This is a genomic window from Gluconobacter albidus, from assembly GCF_002723915.1.
In the GTDB taxonomy this organism is placed as follows: domain Bacteria; phylum Pseudomonadota; class Alphaproteobacteria; order Acetobacterales; family Acetobacteraceae; genus Gluconobacter; species Gluconobacter albidus.
Genome location: NZ_BEWL01000005.1, coordinates 20,472 through 39,524, shown reverse-complemented (window position 1 = coordinate 39,524; position 19,053 = coordinate 20,472). Strand labels below are relative to the sequence as shown.

The window sequence follows — 19,053 nt, the reverse complement described above, 5'->3', positions numbered from 1 at the left end:
TGTGGCCGGTCTGGAAGAGGCTCAGTTTTTCCGGGGTTTTGCCTGTTCGGCGCTGAGGCGGATCCACGGATGGCGGTCCTGAACGAAGGCCACGACGCGGGCTTTGTGGGCGTCTTTTTCAGTCGAGGCATTCGTCATGGATGTTTCATGCTGGCGATAATCAGCTAGAATTTGCGGGACATGATGGCCGGGCAGGCCGCGTTCCGCCATTGAGCACCACAGATCGAAATCTTCCCAGCCCATTGCTTCACGTGAAACATAGTAACCGCCGACGGCAGCCCAGGCCCATTTCGTGACCATGGCCATCGCGTCGATACGGTTTCCGGAAACGAGGGAGAGCGGGTTGAAGGGCAGGTCTCCCAGAAGTTTCGGGGTACTCGGCTGGTGGTGGGTGTCAGCAGTCATATCCATCAGGACCGGGCCGTTTTCGTTGAAACAGGCGATGAGCGGATAGGCATAGGCCGTGCCGTCATTCATGGAATTCAGAAGTACTTCGCAGGCTTCGGGGCGCAGGATATTGTCGGCATCGAGCTGCATGACATGCACTGTTTCGGCTGCATCCATTCCGATGTTGCGTGCGCCACCCAGACCGGCATTCGTGAGGGACTGACGCAGGATCAGGCGATTAAAGCGTTCGCGGTGCCGTTCCATCCATGTTGTCGTCAAAGCAAGCGAGCCGTCGGACGATCCGTCATCCACGACAATCAGATCCAGTACCGGCAGGGTCTGGGCGGCGACGGATTCCAGAGCGTCCAGAAGATGCGCTTCGTAATTATAGGACGTGATGACAACCGTGACCGGTGCTTCCCCCAGGGCATCATGGTGAAAAAGGGTTCGGCTGGCGGGAATGACGGGCAGGCCTGACGGTGCAAGGCGATCTCTGGCCAGGCTTGTTTCCACGGCGAGGGCCGCTGCGTCGTCGCCATTCAGGGAAGTCAGCGCAAGTTTCATCCGCCGGGCCTGGGCCTGCGGACCAAAGGGCCAGAGAATGGAATGATAGGCATCCCGCGCCATCCGGATGCGCCGTTCGGGGTTGTCGATCAGAGCGATCAGAGCATCGTGCCATTCGGCCGGACTACTGGCGAGAAGGCCGGTTTCTCCGTGATGGATGACGCGCTGGAACGGACCTGTGGGAGAGGCGACCGTCACCACGCCGGACAGGGCGGCCTCGAAAAATTTGATCTCGCTCTTTGCCTCACAGAAAACATTTCCTGTCTCCAGGGGGGCGATGGAGATGTCGAACCGGGCAAATTCGTCCTGAAGCTCCGCGAGCGGCACCATGTCGCGCCATTCGATCTGGTCCTGCACAGGGATCAGGCTGGGAAATTCGTCCATGAGCAGAATGGGGCGATGTGTGTCGGGTTCGCGGAACAGGACAAGCCGGACCTGCGGGCGTTCGTGCAGGATATCCGCGATGGTAGTGCAGATGGGGCCGAAATCCCGCTGATGTGTCCGGGAGCCTGCGGCGTAGCCGATGCGGACCAGTCCGTCTTCGGCGTTGACGCTGCCCGGCTCTCCACGCATGCGCAGCGCCATCCGGGCGCGCTTTAGCGAGGTCATGTCGTAGACATTGGGTAGCAGGTGAACGACGGGGCGAAGGCTGTGCATGGCAAACACCAGTTCCGCCGTCGTGGTAGAGCCTTGGTCGCAGCGCAGGAAGGTGCGGCGCATGTCCGAGAAGCAGCGCTCGATCTGTTCTTCCGTGGCGCCGATCGAGCGGATACCGTCAATCAGATCGACGCGTGCGTAATGCGGCACAAAGACAATATCGTCCGCGTCAAAAATGGTCATGACGTTTTCGGATCTGGCGAGATCGAAAATCGTACTGACATGACCGCTATATTCAACGCGCCAGAACACCATGACGTCTGCCCAGCGGATATCGTCGAAGCCCACAGAGGCACAGGGGACGACTCTGGCCTCGAAGCCCGCATCCCGGGCTGCGGCCGCATTCCTGTCGCACCGGTAGAGAACGCCGGGAGTGCCCGGTTCGCCGGCGATGAAAAGGACGCGGGAGACGGAAAAAGGAGTTGGAGAAGAGAGTGTGACGTCCTCGTCAGTAGCGGGATTCGGAGCGGGAATGTCGATGGGCGAAGGCCGGGGACGAAGGGAGCGCTTCAGGCGGCGGCAGGCCCGGAGCCACAGGGGAGGCACCGGAATGGAAGCCGCTTCGACGGAAGGTGCAGTGTTCTTTTCTGCAGGGTTATTCGGATGTATGTCTGCAAGAGTCGCTGCCTTGCTGTTGGACAGCATGCGAAGTGAAACGCGCAGATCCTGAATAATGTGTGTCTTTTCCAGAGATTCCTGCTGCACCTTCTGTGTCCGGGTCTGCAGGAGACGCGTTTTCCGGTCGTTGCGGAGAAGCTGCTGGATGGCCTGTCGGTAATGTCTGCTTTCCGGCGTGTCGGAGAGTAGAAATCCCAGAAATGGGGAATCGCCTGCATGGATCAGGACATTTTCGGGAGCGAAAGCGAAGGACCCTTCAGGGTGATGAGCTCCGAACTGTAAAACAGGAAATGAGGCAGATCCATCTGTTGCGTCTCCGATGACCTGAAGCAGGACGGGGGGAGACACTTCGTTATTCCGGGGCGGGTGGGGCACGATCCGGATGTCGCTGGCCGGAAGGTGTGTGTCCAGAAGTTGACGGAGATTCTGCCCGGTGTGGCTGGGAAGGCGCGGTGAGTATTCGATCCGGGCGGTTGAGATGCCCTTCTCCTCGGTCAGGATCATCGTCAGCCAGGCGATCAAGTGAACGTGATCGGCCACATCCTGTCGGTTCGAAGTGATACGGTCATCGGTCTTTTCTGATGTCAGGAGAAGCGCCAGACGGACCAGAAAACGGTCGGCCTCTGAAGAGGGGAGAGAAGGCGGTTTGGAAAAATTCACGAGAAGGCCTGTGCGGGTCGGTTTTTCTGCGGAGGGCAGCATATCCTGAAAAAAGGACATGCCGTTTTCCATAAGGACTGAAGCGGTAGTCTTAATGTTTATTTCTTACGAAATTAACATTGACGGAACTTTTTCGATATAAAAGGATTTGATTGAAGAGTTGGGTGATCCGCTCTTTTCCATTTTTATATAATGAAAATGGAGAACTCTTTGTCGGCGCTGCCTTTCGAATCTGTAAATGTTGGATCGTGAATCCTTGTATCGTGCGCAAAGTTGATTGCCTTTGACAATTCGGCTCTGGTATGTGCAAGACTCGTCGCTCGATCATTTGGGTGGTCCGAGGGCCGCCGGTGCGAGGCAACCTTATTTTAGGAGTGCATGGTAATGGCTAACATTACTACAGTCGTTGGCGCCTCCGGCCAGACCTTTGCGGTCACGGTCAATGGTGGTCAGACCCAGCTTCTGGCGCAGCAGTACCAGACTGCTCTTTCCACCCTCCACACCAGTGGCGGTCTCGAATCTTATGACCTGGTCGCCGGTAGCAACTCTGCTACGGGTTCCAATCCTGGCCATGGTCTGATTAGTCAGGGCGGTGATTATTCCGTTTCTGGCGGTACCACCCAGTACATCTCCGTTGGCAGCTATTCCGAATCCGGTCAGGACACGCTGAATTCAGCTGTGAGCCTGGACGTTTCGGGCAGCACGGCCAGCAGCATCAGCGTTCTTGCCGGTGATTATGCCGGTGTTACGTTCAAGGCTGGCAACCAGAACGGTACGTTCGTTGGTGGTGTTGGCAACAATACGTTCAATGGCGCCGGTTCCTCGGGCAACTGGACCGTTGCGACGGGTGACGGCAACGACACCATTACGGGTACCAGCGGTAACAACACCATCAGCGGTGGTGTTGGCAACAACAGCATCGTTCTGGGCAGCGGGACGAACGTCGTTCGCTCCGAGGGTCAGGACACCATCGACGGTCTGACCGGTACGGATACGGTTACGCTGCTCGGCGGCAGCTCCGTGGTTACGCTGGGTTCCAATGCAACGGTGTACGACACGACGTCGCACAACACTGTTTCGGGCGGCAACAACAGCTTCATCACGGGCGGCAGCTCCAGCACGTACTTCTCGACCGGCGCCATGAGCACCGTCTCGGGCGGCCTGAATGACACGATTTCGGCTTCTGCCGACCTCTGGCAGGTTCGCGGTACGTCCAATTCCATCACGGCCTCGGGCTCCCTGACGTTCCTGAACGGCACGGGTGCAACGACCGTCTCCGCTGGTACGTCCACGCTGTTCGGCGCTTCGGGCCTCGACCTGCTGCTGGTTGGCGGTTCTGCAAGCTCGACCAACCTGTTCGTTGGTGGTGATGGCAACGAGACCGTGTCGGCTGCATCTTCCAATGGCACGCTGCACGCTTTCGCAGGCAAGGGCAACGAAACCATCATCGGTGGTTCTTCTGCCGATACGCTGGTTGGTGGATCGGGTTCTGCCACCCTCACGGGTGGTTCGGGCGCTGCAAACCTGTTCGCCCTGACCAAGGGTGCTGCTGGTGGCGATTATACTATCACCGACTTCGGCAGCGCTGCCGGCAACCTGATGGCTCTGTATCAGTATGGCCTTCAGAACAACAACGGTCTGGCGAATGTCCTGTCGAGCGCTACGGTTGCTGGTGGTAACACCACGATCGCACTGTCCGACAGCTCCAAGATCACGTTCGTTGGCGTCAGCGATCTGAACGCTTCGAACTTCACCCTGAGCTGATCATGGGCTCTGTCATCTGACAGATCTGTGGTGTTCAGGAAGGCCGGATCCGCAAGGGTTCGGCCTTTCGTGTTTTTGACCTTTTTGAAAGCCTGACGGAATGCGCGATGACGCGCGTGATACACTGACTGAAAGCTATCGAAGTGCGGCCCGGCTGAATGGATTGAGGGCCGAGCAGCTGCAAAAGGAAAATCAGCTTCTTCTTCGGCAGCTTTCTTTGATTCAGACCTCCCTGTCCTGGCGTGTGACGCTTCCTCTGCGCGCTATTCGTGCATTGATGTTGGGTAAACTGCTGTCCGGCATACCTGTGCGGGAGGTTCCGGGACGGTTTCTGCGTCTGTGGGGGCGGGACGGGTTGGCTGGGATTCAGAAGACTGTCGTCCATCGCCTGCGTCGTCTGCAACGGGTTGGCGCGAAAGTGCGGGATGGTCTTCCTGAAGCCGGTAGCGAAACGGGGCAGCCCCATCCTTACAAAGCCGCTTGCGGACATCAGGCAGAGGGGTTGCGACCGAAGGTTCTGATCATCGCGGAACTCAGTCTGCGACAGTGTGCCAAGTATCGTGTCTGGCAGAAGCGGGATTTTCTGACGGCGCTGGGCTGGTCGGTTCAGGTTGTTGACTGGCGCGATATTGCTGATGCCATGTCGGCGTTGCAGCTTTGTACACAGGTCATTTTTTATCGGGTCCCCGGGTTTGAGGATGTTCTGAAGCTGGTTCAGGAGGCTCATCGGCTGGAGCTTGCTCCTCGCTGGGAGGTCGATGATCTGATTTTTGATGAAGAGGAATATCGTCAGAACGGAAATATCGAAGCTCTTCCTGCGGAGGAGCGCGATCTTCTGCTGTCGGGGGTAGTGCTGTTTCGCCGGTGTATGCTGGCCTGTGGTCGGGGCATTGCTTCTACCGAGGCGCTTGCAGGTGCCATGCGCAGGACGGGTCTGTCGGATGTGATGGTTCTGGAGAATGCTCTGGATGTGGAGACGCTGAAAATTGCAGCGTCCCTGCCTGTGCATTCAGGGTCCGGGCGTGTGTGGGTGTCTTACGGATCAGGCACCAATACCCATGATGCGGATTTCAGGCAGGCGGAGGCAGGCTTGTTGGCTGCGATGGCTGAGGAGCCCCGGCTTTGCCTGAGGGTGATCGGGCAGTTGCAGCTTTCCCCCGTATTTGAGCGGTTTGGAGAGCGGGTCGAACGTCTGACCGAACTGTCCTATGCTGAATATCTCCAAGCTCTGTCGCAGACGGATATTGCAATTGCACCGCTGGAACCGACGCTGTTCAACGATTGCAAGAGCAATATCAAGTTTCTTGAAGCGGCCATTGTTCAGGTAGCTGCGATCTGTTCGCCCCGCGCGGCTTTTCTGAGTGTGATGCGGGATGGCAAAAATGGGTGTCTGGCGGCGGATGCCGAGGGATGGCGGGACGCCTTTCTCAGGCTGGCGCGGGACGACGGTTACCGCAGGCGTCTGGCAGAGGCGGCGTATGAAGACGTGATGGCCCGTTATGCGCCCGAGGCGATGGTGCAGACACAGGCCCGGCTTCTGTTCGGTGTTCCGGTCATTCGGGAAGCGCAGGACCTCAGGGTTCTTATGGCGAATGTCTATTTCGCTCCCCGCTCTTTTGGGGGGGCCACGATCGTGGCTGAGGAGATGGGGGGCCGGCTGGTGCGCAAAGGGGTGAAAGTCAGTGTTCTGACGTCCCGACCGAGCGTTATGGATCTTCCTGATGGCGATATTCGCTACGATGTGGATGGCATGACGGTTTTTGCCTCGGTTCTGCCTGATGATCAGGGGGGGCTGGGGCAACTGGACAATCCGGCCATGGCTGCAAGGTTCGCGGAAATTCTGGAGGCCTGTCAGCCGGATGTCGTTCATGTTCATGCCGCGCAGGGTCTTGGAGCCGGGCTTTTGCAGGTCTGTCAGGAGAAGGGGGTTCCCTATGTTCTGACGCTGCATGATGCCTGGTGGTTGTGTGAGCGTCAGTTCATGGTTCGGGCTGAGGGGCGTTACTGCTTCCAGACGACCATTGATCCGGCTGTCTGTCAGGCCTGTGTGCCAGGGGCACGGCATCTCGCGGATCGGGCTGTGGTGATGCGACAGGCGCTGAATGGGGCGGCTCTGCTGATCAGCCCGTCACAGGCGCATCGTGAGCTGTATCTGGCGAACGGGATTGCGCCCGAGCGGATCGTGGTCAACCGGAACGGGTTTCGCTGGCCTGAGCGTCCGCGCAGGAAGCGAACTGCCGGTACACCGCTACGGTTCGGGTTTGTCGGGGGGACGGAGGCCGTCAAGGGCTATGGTCTGCTGAAAGAAGCGATGCAGTCTCTGTCCCGGAGTGACTGGGAGCTTGTGCTGGTTGATAACAAGCTCAATCTGGGCTTCCAGTCGATTTTTCCTGAAGACTGGTCGGTGCGGGGGCAGCTTCGTGTTGTTCCTGCCTATACGCAGTCAGGGCTGGACGATTTTTACGATCAGGTCGACGTGCTGCTGTTTCCGTCGCAATGGAAGGAAAGCTATGGCCTGACGGTGCGTGAGGCGCTGGCACGGGATGTCTGGGTTGTGACGACATCTCCGGGGGGGCAGTCTGAGGACGTAGTAGACGGGCTGAACGGAACCTGCCTGCCGCTGGACGGCAAAGCCAGGACGTTGGCCGAGGCTGTCTCGTCATTGTTGGATGCACCCGAGCGTTTTGAGGCTTACGCCAACCCCTTTCGAGATCGGCTTGCGACCTATGACATACAGGCAGATGAGCTTTATGGCTTTCTGAAACAGGCCTCGGGCCGAAGGGTCTAGCGTCCGAGGAGCAGGGCTGTGAGGGCGTGGCGGCGGTCTTCGCTGGCGAACGCCTGAACCGCTCTGGCGCGCAGGCTTGCCCGGCCAGAGCGGTTACGGGGTGGGGTTGCGGCCAGATAGGCCGCGATCCAGTCCGGATTGAAAAAGGTCGGATCTGGGATTTCCGCTCTCCATAAATGGATGGAGGCGATGCCGCTTGGATTGTCGCGCAGCAGCTCGGTTTTGATGAACGGAGCGTTGCCCGACCGCAGAACAGTCCGCCAGTCCGCATGCATGGGGTTGAGGGCCAGAAGACGGGCAAGGCCGCGGGTGCTGCCCCAGGAGGCTCCCGTGGATAAACCAGATGCCTTGATGGCCAGCCCAAGGCCGAGTTCTCCGTGGAGGATGATTTCGTCCTTGGTCATGTCGTTGAAGGGCTGGTTGAAAATGCGCTGGATCGCCGGGTGGTTCAGGGCGTCGCGCGTCATGCACAGGAACCACGACTGGAGATGGGACACGACCGCCTCGGAGCGGACCATGCCCCAGATCTGGAAATCCTTTTCCCGCATCCGCTCCATGATGGGCTGCAGGGGGAGGAGCGGGCCGAAGACGCTGTCATTGGCGAAAAGAATTTCTGACGCGTTGTCCGCGCATCCTTTGGCAAGCAGGAACTGCCAGGCTCCGAAGTCCAGCCCGGTATTGGGGCGCGGATGGACAGTCGCGGCGATCGGATCGGCCGGGTCTGCGAGATCTTTCTGAAGCAGGTGGGCGTTAGCGTCCGAGAGGCCCGAGGCTGCGATGTGGATCGTGAAACCGCAGGAGGCAATCTGGCTGAGCAGATGCCGGGTGTGGGGCGGGAGTCTGGAATCCGGACTGTAATAGGCAAACAGGCAGACAGACATCGTTGCGGACCCGCCAGAGGGGGAAAGAAACGTTAAATTCATGATATTATGGTTGTTTCTGAAGCAAATCTATATGAAATATTATGACATCTCGAGACGATGGACAACTTGCCCCTTGATGCGCTTGAGCGGCGTTTCTGTATTGGAAAGACCCGATCTGTATTCAGTAAATCCGGAGTTTCATTCATGAGCAAAGCTTTTCTTGCCGCAGTTCTTCAGGATTCCATGAATTGCACTGGGGTTGTTGCCCAGAGGGCCGTCAATGACATGATTGAGGCGATTATCGAGGAATTACGGGAAGAAGGAGGATTTACGCTGCCGTCTTTCGGAACATTCACGGTCTGTGAAACCAGGGCACGGCAGGCAGTCAATCCGAGAACCGGGGAGTCCGTCACGGTTTCTGCGGGACGGACCGTGCGGTTCAAGGCCAGTCCGGGACTGAAGCAGTCTGTCTGAATGGAGGGTGGCTGGGGTGGGAGGAATTAGCCAAAAAAGCCGATGTCTCAATAAAATCAAGCAGTTAGGTCGAGAAAAACAGCCAAGTTTGGAGACGACTTTGGAGATAACTACGGAGACGAGGATAGCTTATCTGGGCTGTTTTGCAATCCGTTTTGCATCATGCTGCGGAAGCTATTCGCTGGATTGTCCTCAAGCCAACGCCATACTCGTTGGCTAAGGCTTTCCCGGTCTCGCTCCCATAGCGTCGCTTGATGGCATTCTGAGCTTGGGGAGAAAGCTTCTCCTTTCTTCCCATCCTGACACCATTGGCCATGGCTCGCTTCCTGCCTGACTGGGTCCGGTCGATAATCAGAGCACGCTCGAACTCTGCAAAGGACGCCAGGAGGTTCATAGTAAGGCTTCCCATCATGTCATCCCTGATGGTCCCCACTCCCTCAATAGTGATGGCAATTCCCTGACCTCTCAGGTTCTGGATGACTGTCAGGATATCGAGAGTAGACCTTCCAAGTCGGTCGAGCTTCATCACGACCAGCTCATCCCCGGCCTGAATCTTTTTCAGAAGCTTCCCGAATTGAGGTCTGTCATCTGACCTGATGACACCTGAAATCTTTTCCTTGAAGATATTCGCTTTTGGAACTCCAAGAGCCATTAGGGCGTCTTCCTGTTCCTTCAAATCCTGTCCTACTGTGGACACTCTGCAATAACCGTATTTCATATAATTCTCCTTATAATTTTGGCGGAGATTTATGGCGGTTATTTTCTGGCTGTTTTCTGCGGTTCTATAATACCGCCACAAATCTCAATCTATGGCGGTATTATACTCAATTTTACTAACCTTTTCCAAAATGGAACAATCTTTTTTCGTTTTCGGAGAAATCCGGACAGAATTTGAGATTTGAAACTATCTCCATAAATTTTTCATCTATACAATATTCTGAAAATTCTGAAGAAAAACGGCTCAGTGCGCTCCATTCTGTAGCGTAATACTGGCTAGAAATGAGTGAAACGAATGCCTCTGGCCCTATTAGTAACGAGGATGACCATCTATTCTCAGTATGGCGCCCTATATGGAAGTGAGCGCAAGGATGTCTAATTTCCTTATATTGATTTCTTGAATATTCGAATCTAATTGGAGGTACCGCCGAAATATAGGGCATATCATCAAGTAGTGCCGATACGTCTTCATCTGCCAGAATTCCTTCGGACTCCATAGTCTCCCATTCTTCGAGAGACTGAAGGGCTGTTTGATTACCCGCCAGCCATGGATTTGGAAAAAAAGCAAGACGCCAATCATCGGATGAATTCCAAGTAAATTGAAAATAGGAATAATCTTTTAAGATAAAATTATATGAAGACCTACTCAAAGCACATCTATATATATCAGCGTAGGATGATTCTTCGGATAAAAAAACATCTCTGACGGCCGCGTCGATAGCGAGGGAGTTCAAGCATATAGCTGAACGTCCTATTTCGAGTTTCTTATCCACCAAAGACCAAGCGTTCCGAATTTCTTTTGAAAAATCTCTTTCTTTCATTTTAATTTATCTTTCTTTGCAAAAATATTCTTCATGTCTTCATCTGAAAGATTCAGGCTCTCCTTTATGCGTTGCATTTCACTCTCTGCGCGCTGAAGTCTCGCATCTTTTTCGGATAGGTCTCTTTGTATTAAATCGATTTTATTAATATCTGGCATTATAAATTTCATTTCAGGAGTATCACTCAGGGCTGAAAGTATTTCTTTTTCTAATGCAGAAAATCGTGAGCCAAATCCAGTAATCCTTAACCATCCTTTTGTTCTTGTGAATGCTGTAAATAATCTATTTCTTCCTGTTCGAGATTCTAGGGATACTGCGTCGCATCCTAAAACGAAAACTACGGCAGCTTCATTTCCTTTCGCTCGATAAACGGTTGATAGAGTTATTTTTCCTTCAATTTTAAATGGAGGTTCACTGTACCTATCCGCAATAATATTATTGGTTTTATATCCAATATCTGACAATTTTTGTGCGGTTATGTTTAAGTAGTCCCTGGCCACTCTGTCATCGACCGATATTACCATTATATCTTCAGGGAGTAGTCCGCCTTCAGATATGAATTTTTGTATTTCTGTTACGCAGTACTCCACCTCATGTCCGACTTCGTTAAAACCCTTCACTTCGATAAGAGGTGTATCGTCGGGTGTATCCAAGGTAGTTGGACTATTTTTTTGTGGACGTGTAATAACAACGGAGGAACCTTGATTTAGATTTCCGCGGAGTAATTCATACCCGACGTCTTCCCAGTGCTTCTGATTTTGAAGCATTTGAACTGGTGTACCATATAAACCAAACCCGACCGCATGGGCTAGAACAAGTGTATTTCGCTGATTTCGGTAACACTTGGGTAGAACAAAATCGTTTGTTTCCATCTCTTGAGGGCACGAGCGGCTCAAGGAAATACGAGGTTTGCCGTCAGTATCAGTACCGAAGAGCTCTTCCGGGGTACGGACACGGACGTCAAAAACGTCTTGGAGTTCATCGTAAGCCCAAATTATCTGCTTGGCATCTCGTTCTCCTTTAGTCAGATAAAAGCAGAGTTGGTAGAAGCTTGGAGGGAAATCTTGACCCTCATCAATTAAGGTTATGTCGTAGTAAGGCTCAATACGTTCGCTCGCTACGAGATGGCGACATACGTAGCTGAATCCACTCTCCCCGCCTCGCGCATTCCTTTGGGCAGAACCGAAGTCCATTGGCGACAAGCCTGCTCGTAGGGCTGCTGTGCGGTATGTTCCGGGTACATTTTGACGTCCCCACCCGTGATAGACATGGATGTTTTCCCAGTTGGGCTCTCCATCGCCAAAATGCCTGACAAATTTCGTAATCATTCTTCGCAGACTATCGTGCAGACTTCTAGTATAATAAGTAACTAAAATTTTAGCATCTGGATTATCCAAGTGTGTAATTGCGGCCTTCATTGCAAGTATTACTGTCTTACCAGACCCGGCAAGACCTCTAATTCTCTGAGGTCCGGCTATTGCCGTTAATGCTACCTGCCTTTGTTTGGTATCAAATTTTGCTATTTCTTCTTCAAGTTTTTTTAAAGAGTTGGCAATTTTTTCCGTTGAAGGATTTTTTATACTTCTTTTTGTAGGGGCGCCTAGAGCTTTGGGCCCTTCGAGGATAGATTGAATTTCATCTAGTGCGTTATTGGGTATTTCTTGGTCCTCAATTGCTTCGAGAAAGCGAAAGAGATTTTGTAAAGACCCGAATGTAGGTACCTCTGCTTCGGGATTATCTGCGACCCCAGACGCATAAATTACCGGAATTACATCAAAAAATAGTGCTGTTCGCTTTCGCAGAAGGCTACTTTTTATTAATAAACCAATCGCGCTAGCGGCTACCTGCAATATACTTTGTTTTTCATCTGAGATGAGGCGTTCTTCATCGGAGTGAAGTACGCGTATAAGTACTAATCCTCTTTTTGCAGAAACCAGAGTAAGGTCTGCAAAGTGCTTTATAGAATCATAGTCTGTAAATCTTGGCCATCCGTAATATAAAACACCTTCATCTGCCGCACTAAATAGTGTTTTTTGAGTAATTTCTTTTATTATCTGAGACGTGATGGGGTTCGATGAATCGTCTAATTTTGTTGGTATGTATTTTATTGGCATTTCTATAATTCTCTGTCAGGTTTCGTAATTCGGTTTATTATTATATATATTAAACCTGTTTCCGTCATTGAATAATACGATGAGATTTCCGTCCCAAAAGCACCTGATTTGGGAATAGGGTGATTTTGCATGGCTGAGAGTCCGGTTCTGCAATTCTGGGACAGGGATTGCGGGACGGATTTCAGGAGTTCATGGCTCGCCAGGCCGTCATCTTGGAGACGTGCAGGAGTTTCGCCACTTCTCTGGCAGACAGTCCCTGAGCCTTGAGACGACGCGCCTGAGCGATGTCGTCTTCTGTCAGTGTCGGCTTTCTTCCGAGGCGGATGCCTTTCGCTTTGGCCGTCTCCAGCCCTGACAGCACCCGCTCGCGGATGATGTTGCGTTCAAACTCCGCAAATCCCGCCAGAAGCAGCAGGAACAGCTTGCCGCCAGCGCCTGCGGTATCAATCCCCAGATTGAGAATCCTGACAGAAATCTCCCGTTTTTTCAGCACGTCGATGAGGGTCAGGACATCCAGGGCATTACGCCCCAGACGGTCGAGCTTTACCACCGTCAGCGTGTCCCCGGCCTGAAGCCGTCTGACCAGTTTCTTCAGGGCCGGACGCGATTTCCACGCGGTCGCCCCTGACACTGTTTCCGTCACAATCTGCGTTTCCGGCACGCCCTCCCGCAGAAGGTCCGTGACCTGATTGTCCGTCTGCTGTCGTGACGTGCTTACGCGTGCATAGCCATATTTTCCCATAATCCCTGTCCTGTTGTTCCGGGACACCTTTGTGGGACCCTTTCAGGCCCTTCCGGTCTCCTCCCTGAATCATAACAAAATCAGGTGTTTACGGGATATGTTGCAGAGCAATTCAGCACGGACAGGGAACTGGATGCCGCTCTCCCGATAACAGGGTGGGTCATGTTTCTCCCCTGTTTTTCGGAAGGTTTCGGGCACGGCATGGATATTGAACTCTGCGGAAAACCCTTCTGGCTTCACGGAATCCGGGGAACGGTTCACAGCGTCCGCCAGTGGTCGGAAGACATCACGTACCGGCCTCCCGCGAGCAGCATGAAGGTCGGAGATACGCTGTTTGTGGATATTCCTGCCGAGAAAACTTTCTCTACCCGTCACTACCAGAAGTTCTGGGTTGTCGCGTCTGACGGTCGCCAGTTTCAGGTGGATGTGCCGTGTCAGGTGAGAGAGGGCCAGCAGGTCTGTCTCGTCTGGGGCAATGTGAAGGGGGAAAAAGTTGGACGGATGCTCTACATCCGCAACCTGTCTCTCGGTCACTCCTCAATCGTCCATAACACCCTTCCGTGGTCGGTTCTGTTTGCCTCCGTTGGCAGGATGACCGCCCGCGCCCTGATGGTTCTGCTTGTCCTTGCCCTGATTCTGAAGGGGGCAGACATCTTCCGGAATCTGGTTGGTCATTACACCCGTCAGGGCACCAATCCGCTTTGGCTTGTGGCGACCTGGGTCATGGTCGCTGTCATCCTGTTGGGCGCTCTGTTCGTGGTCATCGGGTTTCTGCGCGTTCTGTGGCGTCTGTTTCAGAACAAGCGACAGGCCATCCAGACCCTCAGCACGACCATCAACAGCAACCCCCGCTTTCTTGAGAGCCTGTGACGTGGGTTCTGCCTCTCCATCAAAAAGGAAAACCGTCTTGAAGATGATGAAAACAGCGGTTCTGGCTGTTGTGCTGGGCTGTCTGAGTGCCTGCTCCTCGGCTGGCAATGCGTCCCTGAAGAGTGTCACGGCTGCGGATATCGACCGCTCCATTCGCGATGGTGTGACAACCTCGTCCCAGCTCCGTCAACTCTATGGCGAGCCGTCCGAAACGTCCTTCGAGAACGGCAATGAGCAGTGGGTGTATGTGTATTCGTCCACCCGGCAGGATGGTCTGTCCATGGTGCAGGACGTTGTAGGGCTTGGCGTTCTGGGAACCAGAGACAGCGCCAAAAGCAATATCCTCAAGGTGACACTCCACAAGGACATCGTGGTCCATCACAGTTTCACCACCAGCCAGAATACTGGCGGCAGCGGACTGAGGCAGCAATCATGAGCAGGTCTTTCCTTCCGGCTTTCGCCCTCATGTTTGCGGTTGGCAGTCTTCCACTCTCCGGCCATGCCCAGAGCCTGACGCAGTGTCTGCTGGCGCATAATCAGGGACTCATCACACCGGCCTGTGCCCATCTTCTGGGACTGTCTGTGCCACCGTCCCAGCCACAGACGCCTCCCGACAATGGCGGGGTGCATCTCAAGCAGACCGTAACCTATCAGCCCCTCGACAACGTGTTCGGGCAGGACAGCATTCTTGGCCTTAAGCTTGGCATGACGCAGGCTGATGCCACCAGCACCATGACGTCCTATTGCGGCAAAGCTCCTCAGGTGACGAACACCTATCTGTCCACCACCTACAAGGGGGTCGGGGTCAACACGCAGTATTTCCCCAGCACCCTGACCTGTCAGAAGGGACAGGACACCCTGACTGTGCGCCTGTCCATTCCTGTCATGGGGGCGGTGGTTACGAAGATTGAACGCTCTGCGTCCTTTCCCATGGAAGCGTCCCCGCATTACGCGGACCTTCAGGCGGATATCGCGTCCAAATACGGTCTGCATCTTCAGCCCATGACCCGCTATGGCACACCCTCCGGGACAGCCTATGCCGGACCGGATGGAAAGGTCGTGACGACCCAGACCGGGACGACTGCGGAAGCGAATGAACCGCTGACCTACACGACACCCCATGAGATGGCCTATCTCTCGGTGACGGTGATTCCGGTCGGTGAAAACCTCTCCAATGTCTCCGGCCTCCGTCTGACACTGGAAGATTTACGGGCTGAAGAGGTCATGTATGCTGAACTGTTCAAGCAGATGAATGGCTCTGTTGATGCCAAGCTCTCAGGCAGTACGGTCAAGGCAGCGCTTTAAAGCGAGAAGGTCTGAACGGGAGAACGCTTTTGCCGGGGCTGGTCAGGAAATTGAATTTTCATGACTGGCTGGGCGTGTCTCTCGTTTTCCTTCAGTGCTGCCAGACGTCTCAGGGCCTCCTCCGGGTTGGTTCTCGCCAAGAGCAACAGTCCCACGTCCTTTGTGGCGTCCAGATGAGCCACAAGTCTCTCCATCTCGGCTTTCGCTGTCAGGTATCTGCGAACCTCGGGGGTCTTCTGCCACGCCCTGTGCTGACGCTCCCGACCTGACACGACACGTTCCGCCATCCAGTTCACGGCATAGGCAAAGTTGTCATCGTCCAGCAGGTCGAGTTTGCCGACCTCGTGACGGTCATAGCCATAGCGATGCAGAAGAGCCTCGAACGCGGCTCTGGCTCTTTGGATGTCAGCTCCGTTCCAGAGATTCCAGACACTCGCTTTTTCTTTGGCCTGTTTCCACGCCTGACGGGCTGGCTCCAGTCTCTGTTCCTGCGTTTTGCGAAGAACCGATGCATCGCGACTTTTCGGGTCGGGATAGGGTTCAGGAGGCAGGGTCTGCCACTGGCTTTGAAAGCTGGTGAGGATTTCGGTCAGCAGGGCCGCAGAGCGTTTCTGGTCGTGCAGTAGCTCCCGGAGCTGGTCATCTCTTTCCGCTTCCTGAGCGTTGAAGTCGATGACCGACTGGATTTCCGCGTGTGACATCCCCTCCGTAATTGTCGAGCGGGACGAGTGCAGAAGCGGAGCAATGGGTCCCAGCCAGTGAGGGGTTTTTGGTCCTCTCTTCTCAGGTGCTGGATACTTTCCAGATGTGGAGGAAGCGCTGGACTCCCCCTGTGTGTCGGACCTGCTATCGGAATCCTCAGCTCTCTCGCTATGGGGGTCAACGGGGGTTTCCCCCTTGCCAGTTGGGTCTCGTGTGTCACGAGGGCCAGGGCTGGCTACTCCCTTTTTCTTCATGACCTCCGGGTCTGTTCTGAGTTGCTGAAGCTCGGCTTTCTTCAGGCCCAGCAAACGAGCCAGAGACCCCACAAAGACCCCGTTTTCGTCCTTCAGAATGAGAACATCCGGTTTCTTCTGTCCCGCTTCCAGAGACCAGCCACGCTCTGTGAGGGTCTGTTCAAATGCCTGCCAGCTCTGGCTACGGGAGAACAGCTCCCGGACCTCGTATTTGATGTCGAACGGACTGGCTCCCTGTCTCTGGGACAGTTTCGATTGCGGGTCTGACAGGCAGGAGTTCGGGAGCGGTCCTTCGCACAGAATTTTCAGACGGTCCCGAAATTCCTCTGGAACAGCGTGATACACTGCCACGTTGTGACGCCCTTTGGTCAGCTCAAGACCGTGTTTCAGCTCGAACAGACGGGCGACTTTTTCCTGACGTTCATAGCGATGCGAGACATCGAGAACCTTGCCGGTCTCGGCATGCGTCGTGCGAACCAGAAACTGGCAGTGGCGATTGTCTGCTTTGCCATCGTGGCGGGTCTTGGTGTGAATGACGGCAAGACACACATCCGAGGCCTGAAATCCGAACTCTTTCGCGAGCATGGTGATGCAGTCAGCAAACTGTTCGTCGGACAGCTTCTCTTTCGAAGAGACCTGGAAGTGCTGAACGGCATTCACGCGATGAAACGCTGCTGCATCAGCGATACAGTCATCGACATCCTGACGTCTGCCTTTCCAGAGCAGAATATGCTCGTTCTCGTCAGTCTTCTCGACCAGATGGTGGAAAATGGCTCCTGACCCGGAAGCTGTTTTGATGGGGTTGCTCTTGAGTATCATCGCACCCGCCTCAGAACCCTGTTGATGCGGGCTTTCAGGGTGTCGATGTCAGCAGGGAGGGCAGCGATATCGACCTGCTCCCCTGTATTCAGTCGTCTGGCTATCTGATTCAGGTTGTTCCCGATGGCAGACAGCTCACGACGCAAGGCTAGAAGCTCCTCTGCAATTGAAGCCCCTCCTGCCAGTTCGTTCAGCAGAACTTTCCTGCACCAGACAGACAGTCTGCGTGTTCCTGCTGTACTTTTCAGTCTTTCCCGTTCTTCCGGTTTCACCCGGATATGCAATGTCTCCGTTTTCATGGTTGGTCCTCATTTCTGAGGAGGATTATGACACCACTCTGTGCAGGGAACGGGTGAGACAGGTCTGACAGACACGTTCCGGTTCAGGGAAGATTTCGCGCCTCTTGGGGATTTCTCTGGTTTTTGCGCCAATCTGGGTCTGGTCGGTGGAGGCTGTCAGGGTTTCACTTTCAGCCCTGAAAAGGAGGAGGTTGCCCTCTGGACTGAAGCCGCTCCCATCCACAGGCTGAAGCCGGGACACCTTCTTGGTAGTCATTTAAACAAGTTGGAACAAAGAGAGACTGAACCCCTGTTTTCCCTGCTGAAACCTTCTGTCTGACCATGGAGGTCTGGCTGACAGGGGATGCATTGAAATCCTTCACTGTCCTGAAATGCATTGTATGCACCAGAGCTGTCAGAACCCTTGGCATCCCTGTGCGGACATAATGGAAATCGGGATGTCGGGCTGATATTCGGTTTACTCTCTCATCGGAAAATCCCCGCATCAGAAGCAGTGCTGTTCCGCCAAAGGCTTTCCGCTTTATCAGTCTGTGAGCTGTGGCAATCCTGGCATCGGACAGGGTTCCGTATCGCTTACCTGCGTAGACATTCGTGTAGCGGGCTCGGATGTCGCGTGTCAGGCCAATGAAGGTCAGGTTGGTCTCGGGCTTGCCGTAGTCCTTGGTGAGATAAAGAGAGACAGACAGCACATCCCGGATGTCTTTGATGGCTTCCGCCTGTCGTTCAATCTCGTTCGGAAATGCCTGAAGTATCTGCTCCTCAAGCCATACTCTCTGAGTTGGGTCGATGTAGAGCTGGATATGATAGTGGGGTGTTTCGTCGTCCTGGAGTTCGAGCGCAGTCATGCCCAGCAGGAGGACATCTTTCTCCCGTGCCTTGCGTCTGACGGTTTTCCAGCGTCTGGAGATTTCTGCCTTGGCCTCTTCATAGGAACAGGCGTGATACTCTCCGGGTAACGTGAGGGTCAGGAACAGCCCCTGATAGCCCAGAAATCCGGTAGCAAAATCATGCAGGCTGTCGGCTATCGCCAAAGTGACGGCATAGTGTTTTCTAAGCTGCCACTGACGCAGCGTATGCGCTGACAGGCCAGTGTCCGGATTCTGTCTGTCTGGAACCACGATGAACGATTTGCTGGCAGCCAGCTTCTCGTCATCAAAGGCCTGCTGCACCCTGTCCTGTTCGGGGGAGAGTTCCAGAACCCTGCGGAGATTGCGGCGTAACCTGTTGGCTTTGCGTGTGAGAACCTGTCCCGTGATTCGCTGGGTCTGCTTCAGTTCACTGTAGGACTGGGAGAGAAGGTCAAAGCCGGAAACAAGGTCATCGGATAGGGTTTCAACCCAGTCCACGACTTCCATGGCGACCTGTTCGGTCTCTTCGAAACAGGCAAGAAACGCGCAGTTTTCTGCGACCTTGCGGGTAATTTCGTTCTTGTAAATCCCATGCAGGGGTAACAGCCTGCGCCAGACATCGGGTCTGGTGGTTCTTATCCAGTGGTCTATCTCGTCATACTGCACATCATCCTGCATCTTTCCCCGTGTAATCGTGGAGAGAGGCAGAATGGTCTATAATGGTTCTGTCGTAGATACATGTCGTACTTCCTTCTCCAAACTGGTCTCCGGGATGTTTTCCAGTCCT

At 54.3% G+C, this 19,053-nt stretch carries 15 protein-coding genes; 6 read left to right on the top strand and 9 right to left on the bottom strand.

The genetic code is table 11. The annotated features are described in order from the left end of the window. Nucleotides 1-21: 21 nt before the first annotated feature. Entirely contained in the window at nucleotides 22-2,946 is a 2,925-nt protein-coding gene (locus GAL01_RS07630) for a glycosyltransferase (RefSeq protein ID WP_231865363.1), read from the bottom strand. Nucleotides 2,947-3,270: 324 nt separating this feature from the next. Here GAL01_RS07630 and GAL01_RS07625 point away from each other — a divergent pair, with 324 nt between their 5' ends. Then, nucleotides 3,271-4,650, top strand: coding sequence for a beta strand repeat-containing protein (locus GAL01_RS07625; RefSeq protein WP_062030538.1), 1,380 nt, complete (start codon nucleotides 3,271-3,273; stop codon nucleotides 4,648-4,650). 100 nt (nucleotides 4,651-4,750) lie between these two features. Beyond that, a complete protein-coding gene (locus tag GAL01_RS07620) occupies nucleotides 4,751-7,438 on the top strand; it encodes a glycosyltransferase (protein ID WP_082790735.1) in 2,688 nt (895 codons plus the stop codon). On the opposite strand, the gene GAL01_RS07615 is transcribed toward GAL01_RS07620, so the two are convergent. Then, a complete protein-coding gene (locus GAL01_RS07615) occupies nucleotides 7,435-8,319 on the bottom strand; it encodes a rhamnan synthesis F family protein (protein ID WP_231865361.1) in 885 nt (294 codons plus the stop codon). The genes GAL01_RS07620 and GAL01_RS07615 overlap by 4 nt on opposite strands. Nucleotides 8,320-8,505: 186 nt before the next feature. On the opposite strand from GAL01_RS07615, the gene GAL01_RS07610 reads away from it, so the two are divergent. Next, complete coding sequence (locus GAL01_RS07610) at nucleotides 8,506-8,775, top strand: HU family DNA-binding protein (RefSeq protein WP_062030534.1); 270 nt, start codon at nucleotides 8,506-8,508, stop codon at nucleotides 8,773-8,775. Between the two features lie 160 nt (nucleotides 8,776-8,935). Here the strand turns inward: GAL01_RS07610 and GAL01_RS07605 are convergent, their stop codons facing one another. The 4 genes from GAL01_RS07605 to GAL01_RS07590 form a co-directional block, all read right to left on the bottom strand. Then, complete coding sequence (locus GAL01_RS07605) at nucleotides 8,936-9,493, bottom strand: recombinase family protein (RefSeq protein WP_062030532.1); 558 nt, start codon at nucleotides 9,491-9,493, stop codon at nucleotides 8,936-8,938. Nucleotides 9,494-9,608: 115 nt separating this feature from the next. Further along, entirely contained in the window at nucleotides 9,609-10,313 is a 705-nt protein-coding gene (locus GAL01_RS07600) for a DUF2290 domain-containing protein (protein ID WP_082790734.1), read from the bottom strand. Continuing rightward, nucleotides 10,310-12,427 carry a DEAD/DEAH box helicase gene (locus GAL01_RS07595; RefSeq protein ID WP_082790733.1) on the bottom strand — a complete coding sequence of 706 codons (2,118 nt, stop codon included), beginning with the start codon at nucleotides 12,425-12,427 and terminating at the stop codon, nucleotides 10,310-10,312. The genes GAL01_RS07600 and GAL01_RS07595 overlap by 4 nt, the downstream gene beginning before the upstream one ends. A gap of 181 nt (nucleotides 12,428-12,608) precedes the next feature. Continuing rightward, complete coding sequence (locus tag GAL01_RS07590) at nucleotides 12,609-13,169, bottom strand: recombinase family protein (RefSeq protein WP_062030526.1); 561 nt, start codon at nucleotides 13,167-13,169, stop codon at nucleotides 12,609-12,611. Nucleotides 13,170-13,370: 201 nt separating this feature from the next. Here GAL01_RS07590 and GAL01_RS07585 point away from each other — a divergent pair, with 201 nt between their 5' ends. Genes GAL01_RS07585 through GAL01_RS07575 form a run of 3 tightly spaced genes read left to right on the top strand, consistent with a single transcriptional unit; the run spans nucleotide 13,371 to nucleotide 15,344 of the window. Further along, the gene (locus tag GAL01_RS07585) at nucleotides 13,371-14,039 is read left to right on the top strand and encodes a hypothetical protein (protein WP_231865359.1); all 669 of its coding nucleotides are present in this window, start codon (nucleotides 13,371-13,373) and stop codon (nucleotides 14,037-14,039) included. A 43-nt stretch (nucleotides 14,040-14,082) separates the two neighbouring features. Beyond that, a complete protein-coding gene (locus GAL01_RS07580) occupies nucleotides 14,083-14,475 on the top strand; it encodes an outer membrane protein assembly factor BamE (RefSeq protein ID WP_062030522.1) in 393 nt (130 codons plus the stop codon). Beyond that, nucleotides 14,472-15,344, top strand: coding sequence for a hypothetical protein (locus tag GAL01_RS07575; RefSeq protein WP_062030520.1), 873 nt, complete (start codon nucleotides 14,472-14,474; stop codon nucleotides 15,342-15,344). The genes GAL01_RS07580 and GAL01_RS07575 overlap by 4 nt, the downstream gene beginning before the upstream one ends. On the opposite strand, the gene GAL01_RS07570 is transcribed toward GAL01_RS07575, so the two are convergent. The 3 genes from GAL01_RS07570 to GAL01_RS07560 form a co-directional block, all read right to left on the bottom strand. Next, nucleotides 15,341-17,119 carry a relaxase/mobilization nuclease domain-containing protein gene (locus GAL01_RS07570; protein ID WP_062030518.1) on the bottom strand — a complete coding sequence of 593 codons (1,779 nt, stop codon included), beginning with the start codon at nucleotides 17,117-17,119 and terminating at the stop codon, nucleotides 15,341-15,343. The two genes, GAL01_RS07575 and GAL01_RS07570, sit on opposite strands and share 4 nt — an antisense overlap. Then, the gene (locus GAL01_RS07565) at nucleotides 17,116-17,418 is read right to left on the bottom strand and encodes a MobC family plasmid mobilization relaxosome protein (protein WP_062030516.1); all 303 of its coding nucleotides are present in this window, start codon (nucleotides 17,416-17,418) and stop codon (nucleotides 17,116-17,118) included. The genes GAL01_RS07570 and GAL01_RS07565 overlap by 4 nt, the downstream gene beginning before the upstream one ends. A gap of 170 nt (nucleotides 17,419-17,588) precedes the next feature. Further along, the gene (locus GAL01_RS07560; RefSeq protein WP_231865357.1) at nucleotides 17,589-18,944 is read right to left on the bottom strand and encodes a replication endonuclease; all 1,356 of its coding nucleotides are present in this window, start codon (nucleotides 18,942-18,944) and stop codon (nucleotides 17,589-17,591) included. Nucleotides 18,945-19,053: the final 109 nt, after the last annotated feature.

Bases quoted from the DNA above. Each gene is read 5' to 3' on its own strand.
- GAL01_RS07615 (WP_231865361.1), bottom strand. From the start codon at position 8,319: ATGTCTGTCTGCCTGTTTGCCTATTACAGTCCGGATTCCAGACTCCCG.
- GAL01_RS07560 (WP_231865357.1), bottom strand. From the start codon at position 18,944: ATGCAGGATGATGTGCAGTATGACGAGATAGACCACTGGATAAGAACC.
- GAL01_RS07585 (WP_231865359.1), top strand. From the start codon at position 13,371: ATGGATATTGAACTCTGCGGAAAACCCTTCTGGCTTCACGGAATCCGG.
- GAL01_RS07605 (WP_062030532.1), bottom strand. From the start codon at position 9,493: ATGAAATACGGTTATTGCAGAGTGTCCACAGTAGGACAGGATTTGAAG.
- GAL01_RS07575 (WP_062030520.1), top strand. From the start codon at position 14,472: ATGAGCAGGTCTTTCCTTCCGGCTTTCGCCCTCATGTTTGCGGTTGGC.
- GAL01_RS07590 (WP_062030526.1), bottom strand. From the start codon at position 13,169: ATGGGAAAATATGGCTATGCACGCGTAAGCACGTCACGACAGCAGACG.
- GAL01_RS07620 (WP_082790735.1), top strand. From the start codon at position 4,751: ATGCGCGATGACGCGCGTGATACACTGACTGAAAGCTATCGAAGTGCG.
- GAL01_RS07610 (WP_062030534.1), top strand. From the start codon at position 8,506: ATGAGCAAAGCTTTTCTTGCCGCAGTTCTTCAGGATTCCATGAATTGC.
- GAL01_RS07570 (WP_062030518.1), bottom strand. From the start codon at position 17,119: ATGATACTCAAGAGCAACCCCATCAAAACAGCTTCCGGGTCAGGAGCC.
- GAL01_RS07600 (WP_082790734.1), bottom strand. From the start codon at position 10,313: ATGAAAGAAAGAGATTTTTCAAAAGAAATTCGGAACGCTTGGTCTTTG.
- GAL01_RS07565 (WP_062030516.1), bottom strand. From the start codon at position 17,418: ATGAAAACGGAGACATTGCATATCCGGGTGAAACCGGAAGAACGGGAA.
- GAL01_RS07595 (WP_082790733.1), bottom strand. From the start codon at position 12,427: ATGCCAATAAAATACATACCAACAAAATTAGACGATTCATCGAACCCC.
- GAL01_RS07630 (WP_231865363.1), bottom strand. From the start codon at position 2,946: ATGTCCTTTTTTCAGGATATGCTGCCCTCCGCAGAAAAACCGACCCGC.
- GAL01_RS07625 (WP_062030538.1), top strand. From the start codon at position 3,271: ATGGCTAACATTACTACAGTCGTTGGCGCCTCCGGCCAGACCTTTGCG.
- GAL01_RS07580 (WP_062030522.1), top strand. From the start codon at position 14,083: ATGATGAAAACAGCGGTTCTGGCTGTTGTGCTGGGCTGTCTGAGTGCC.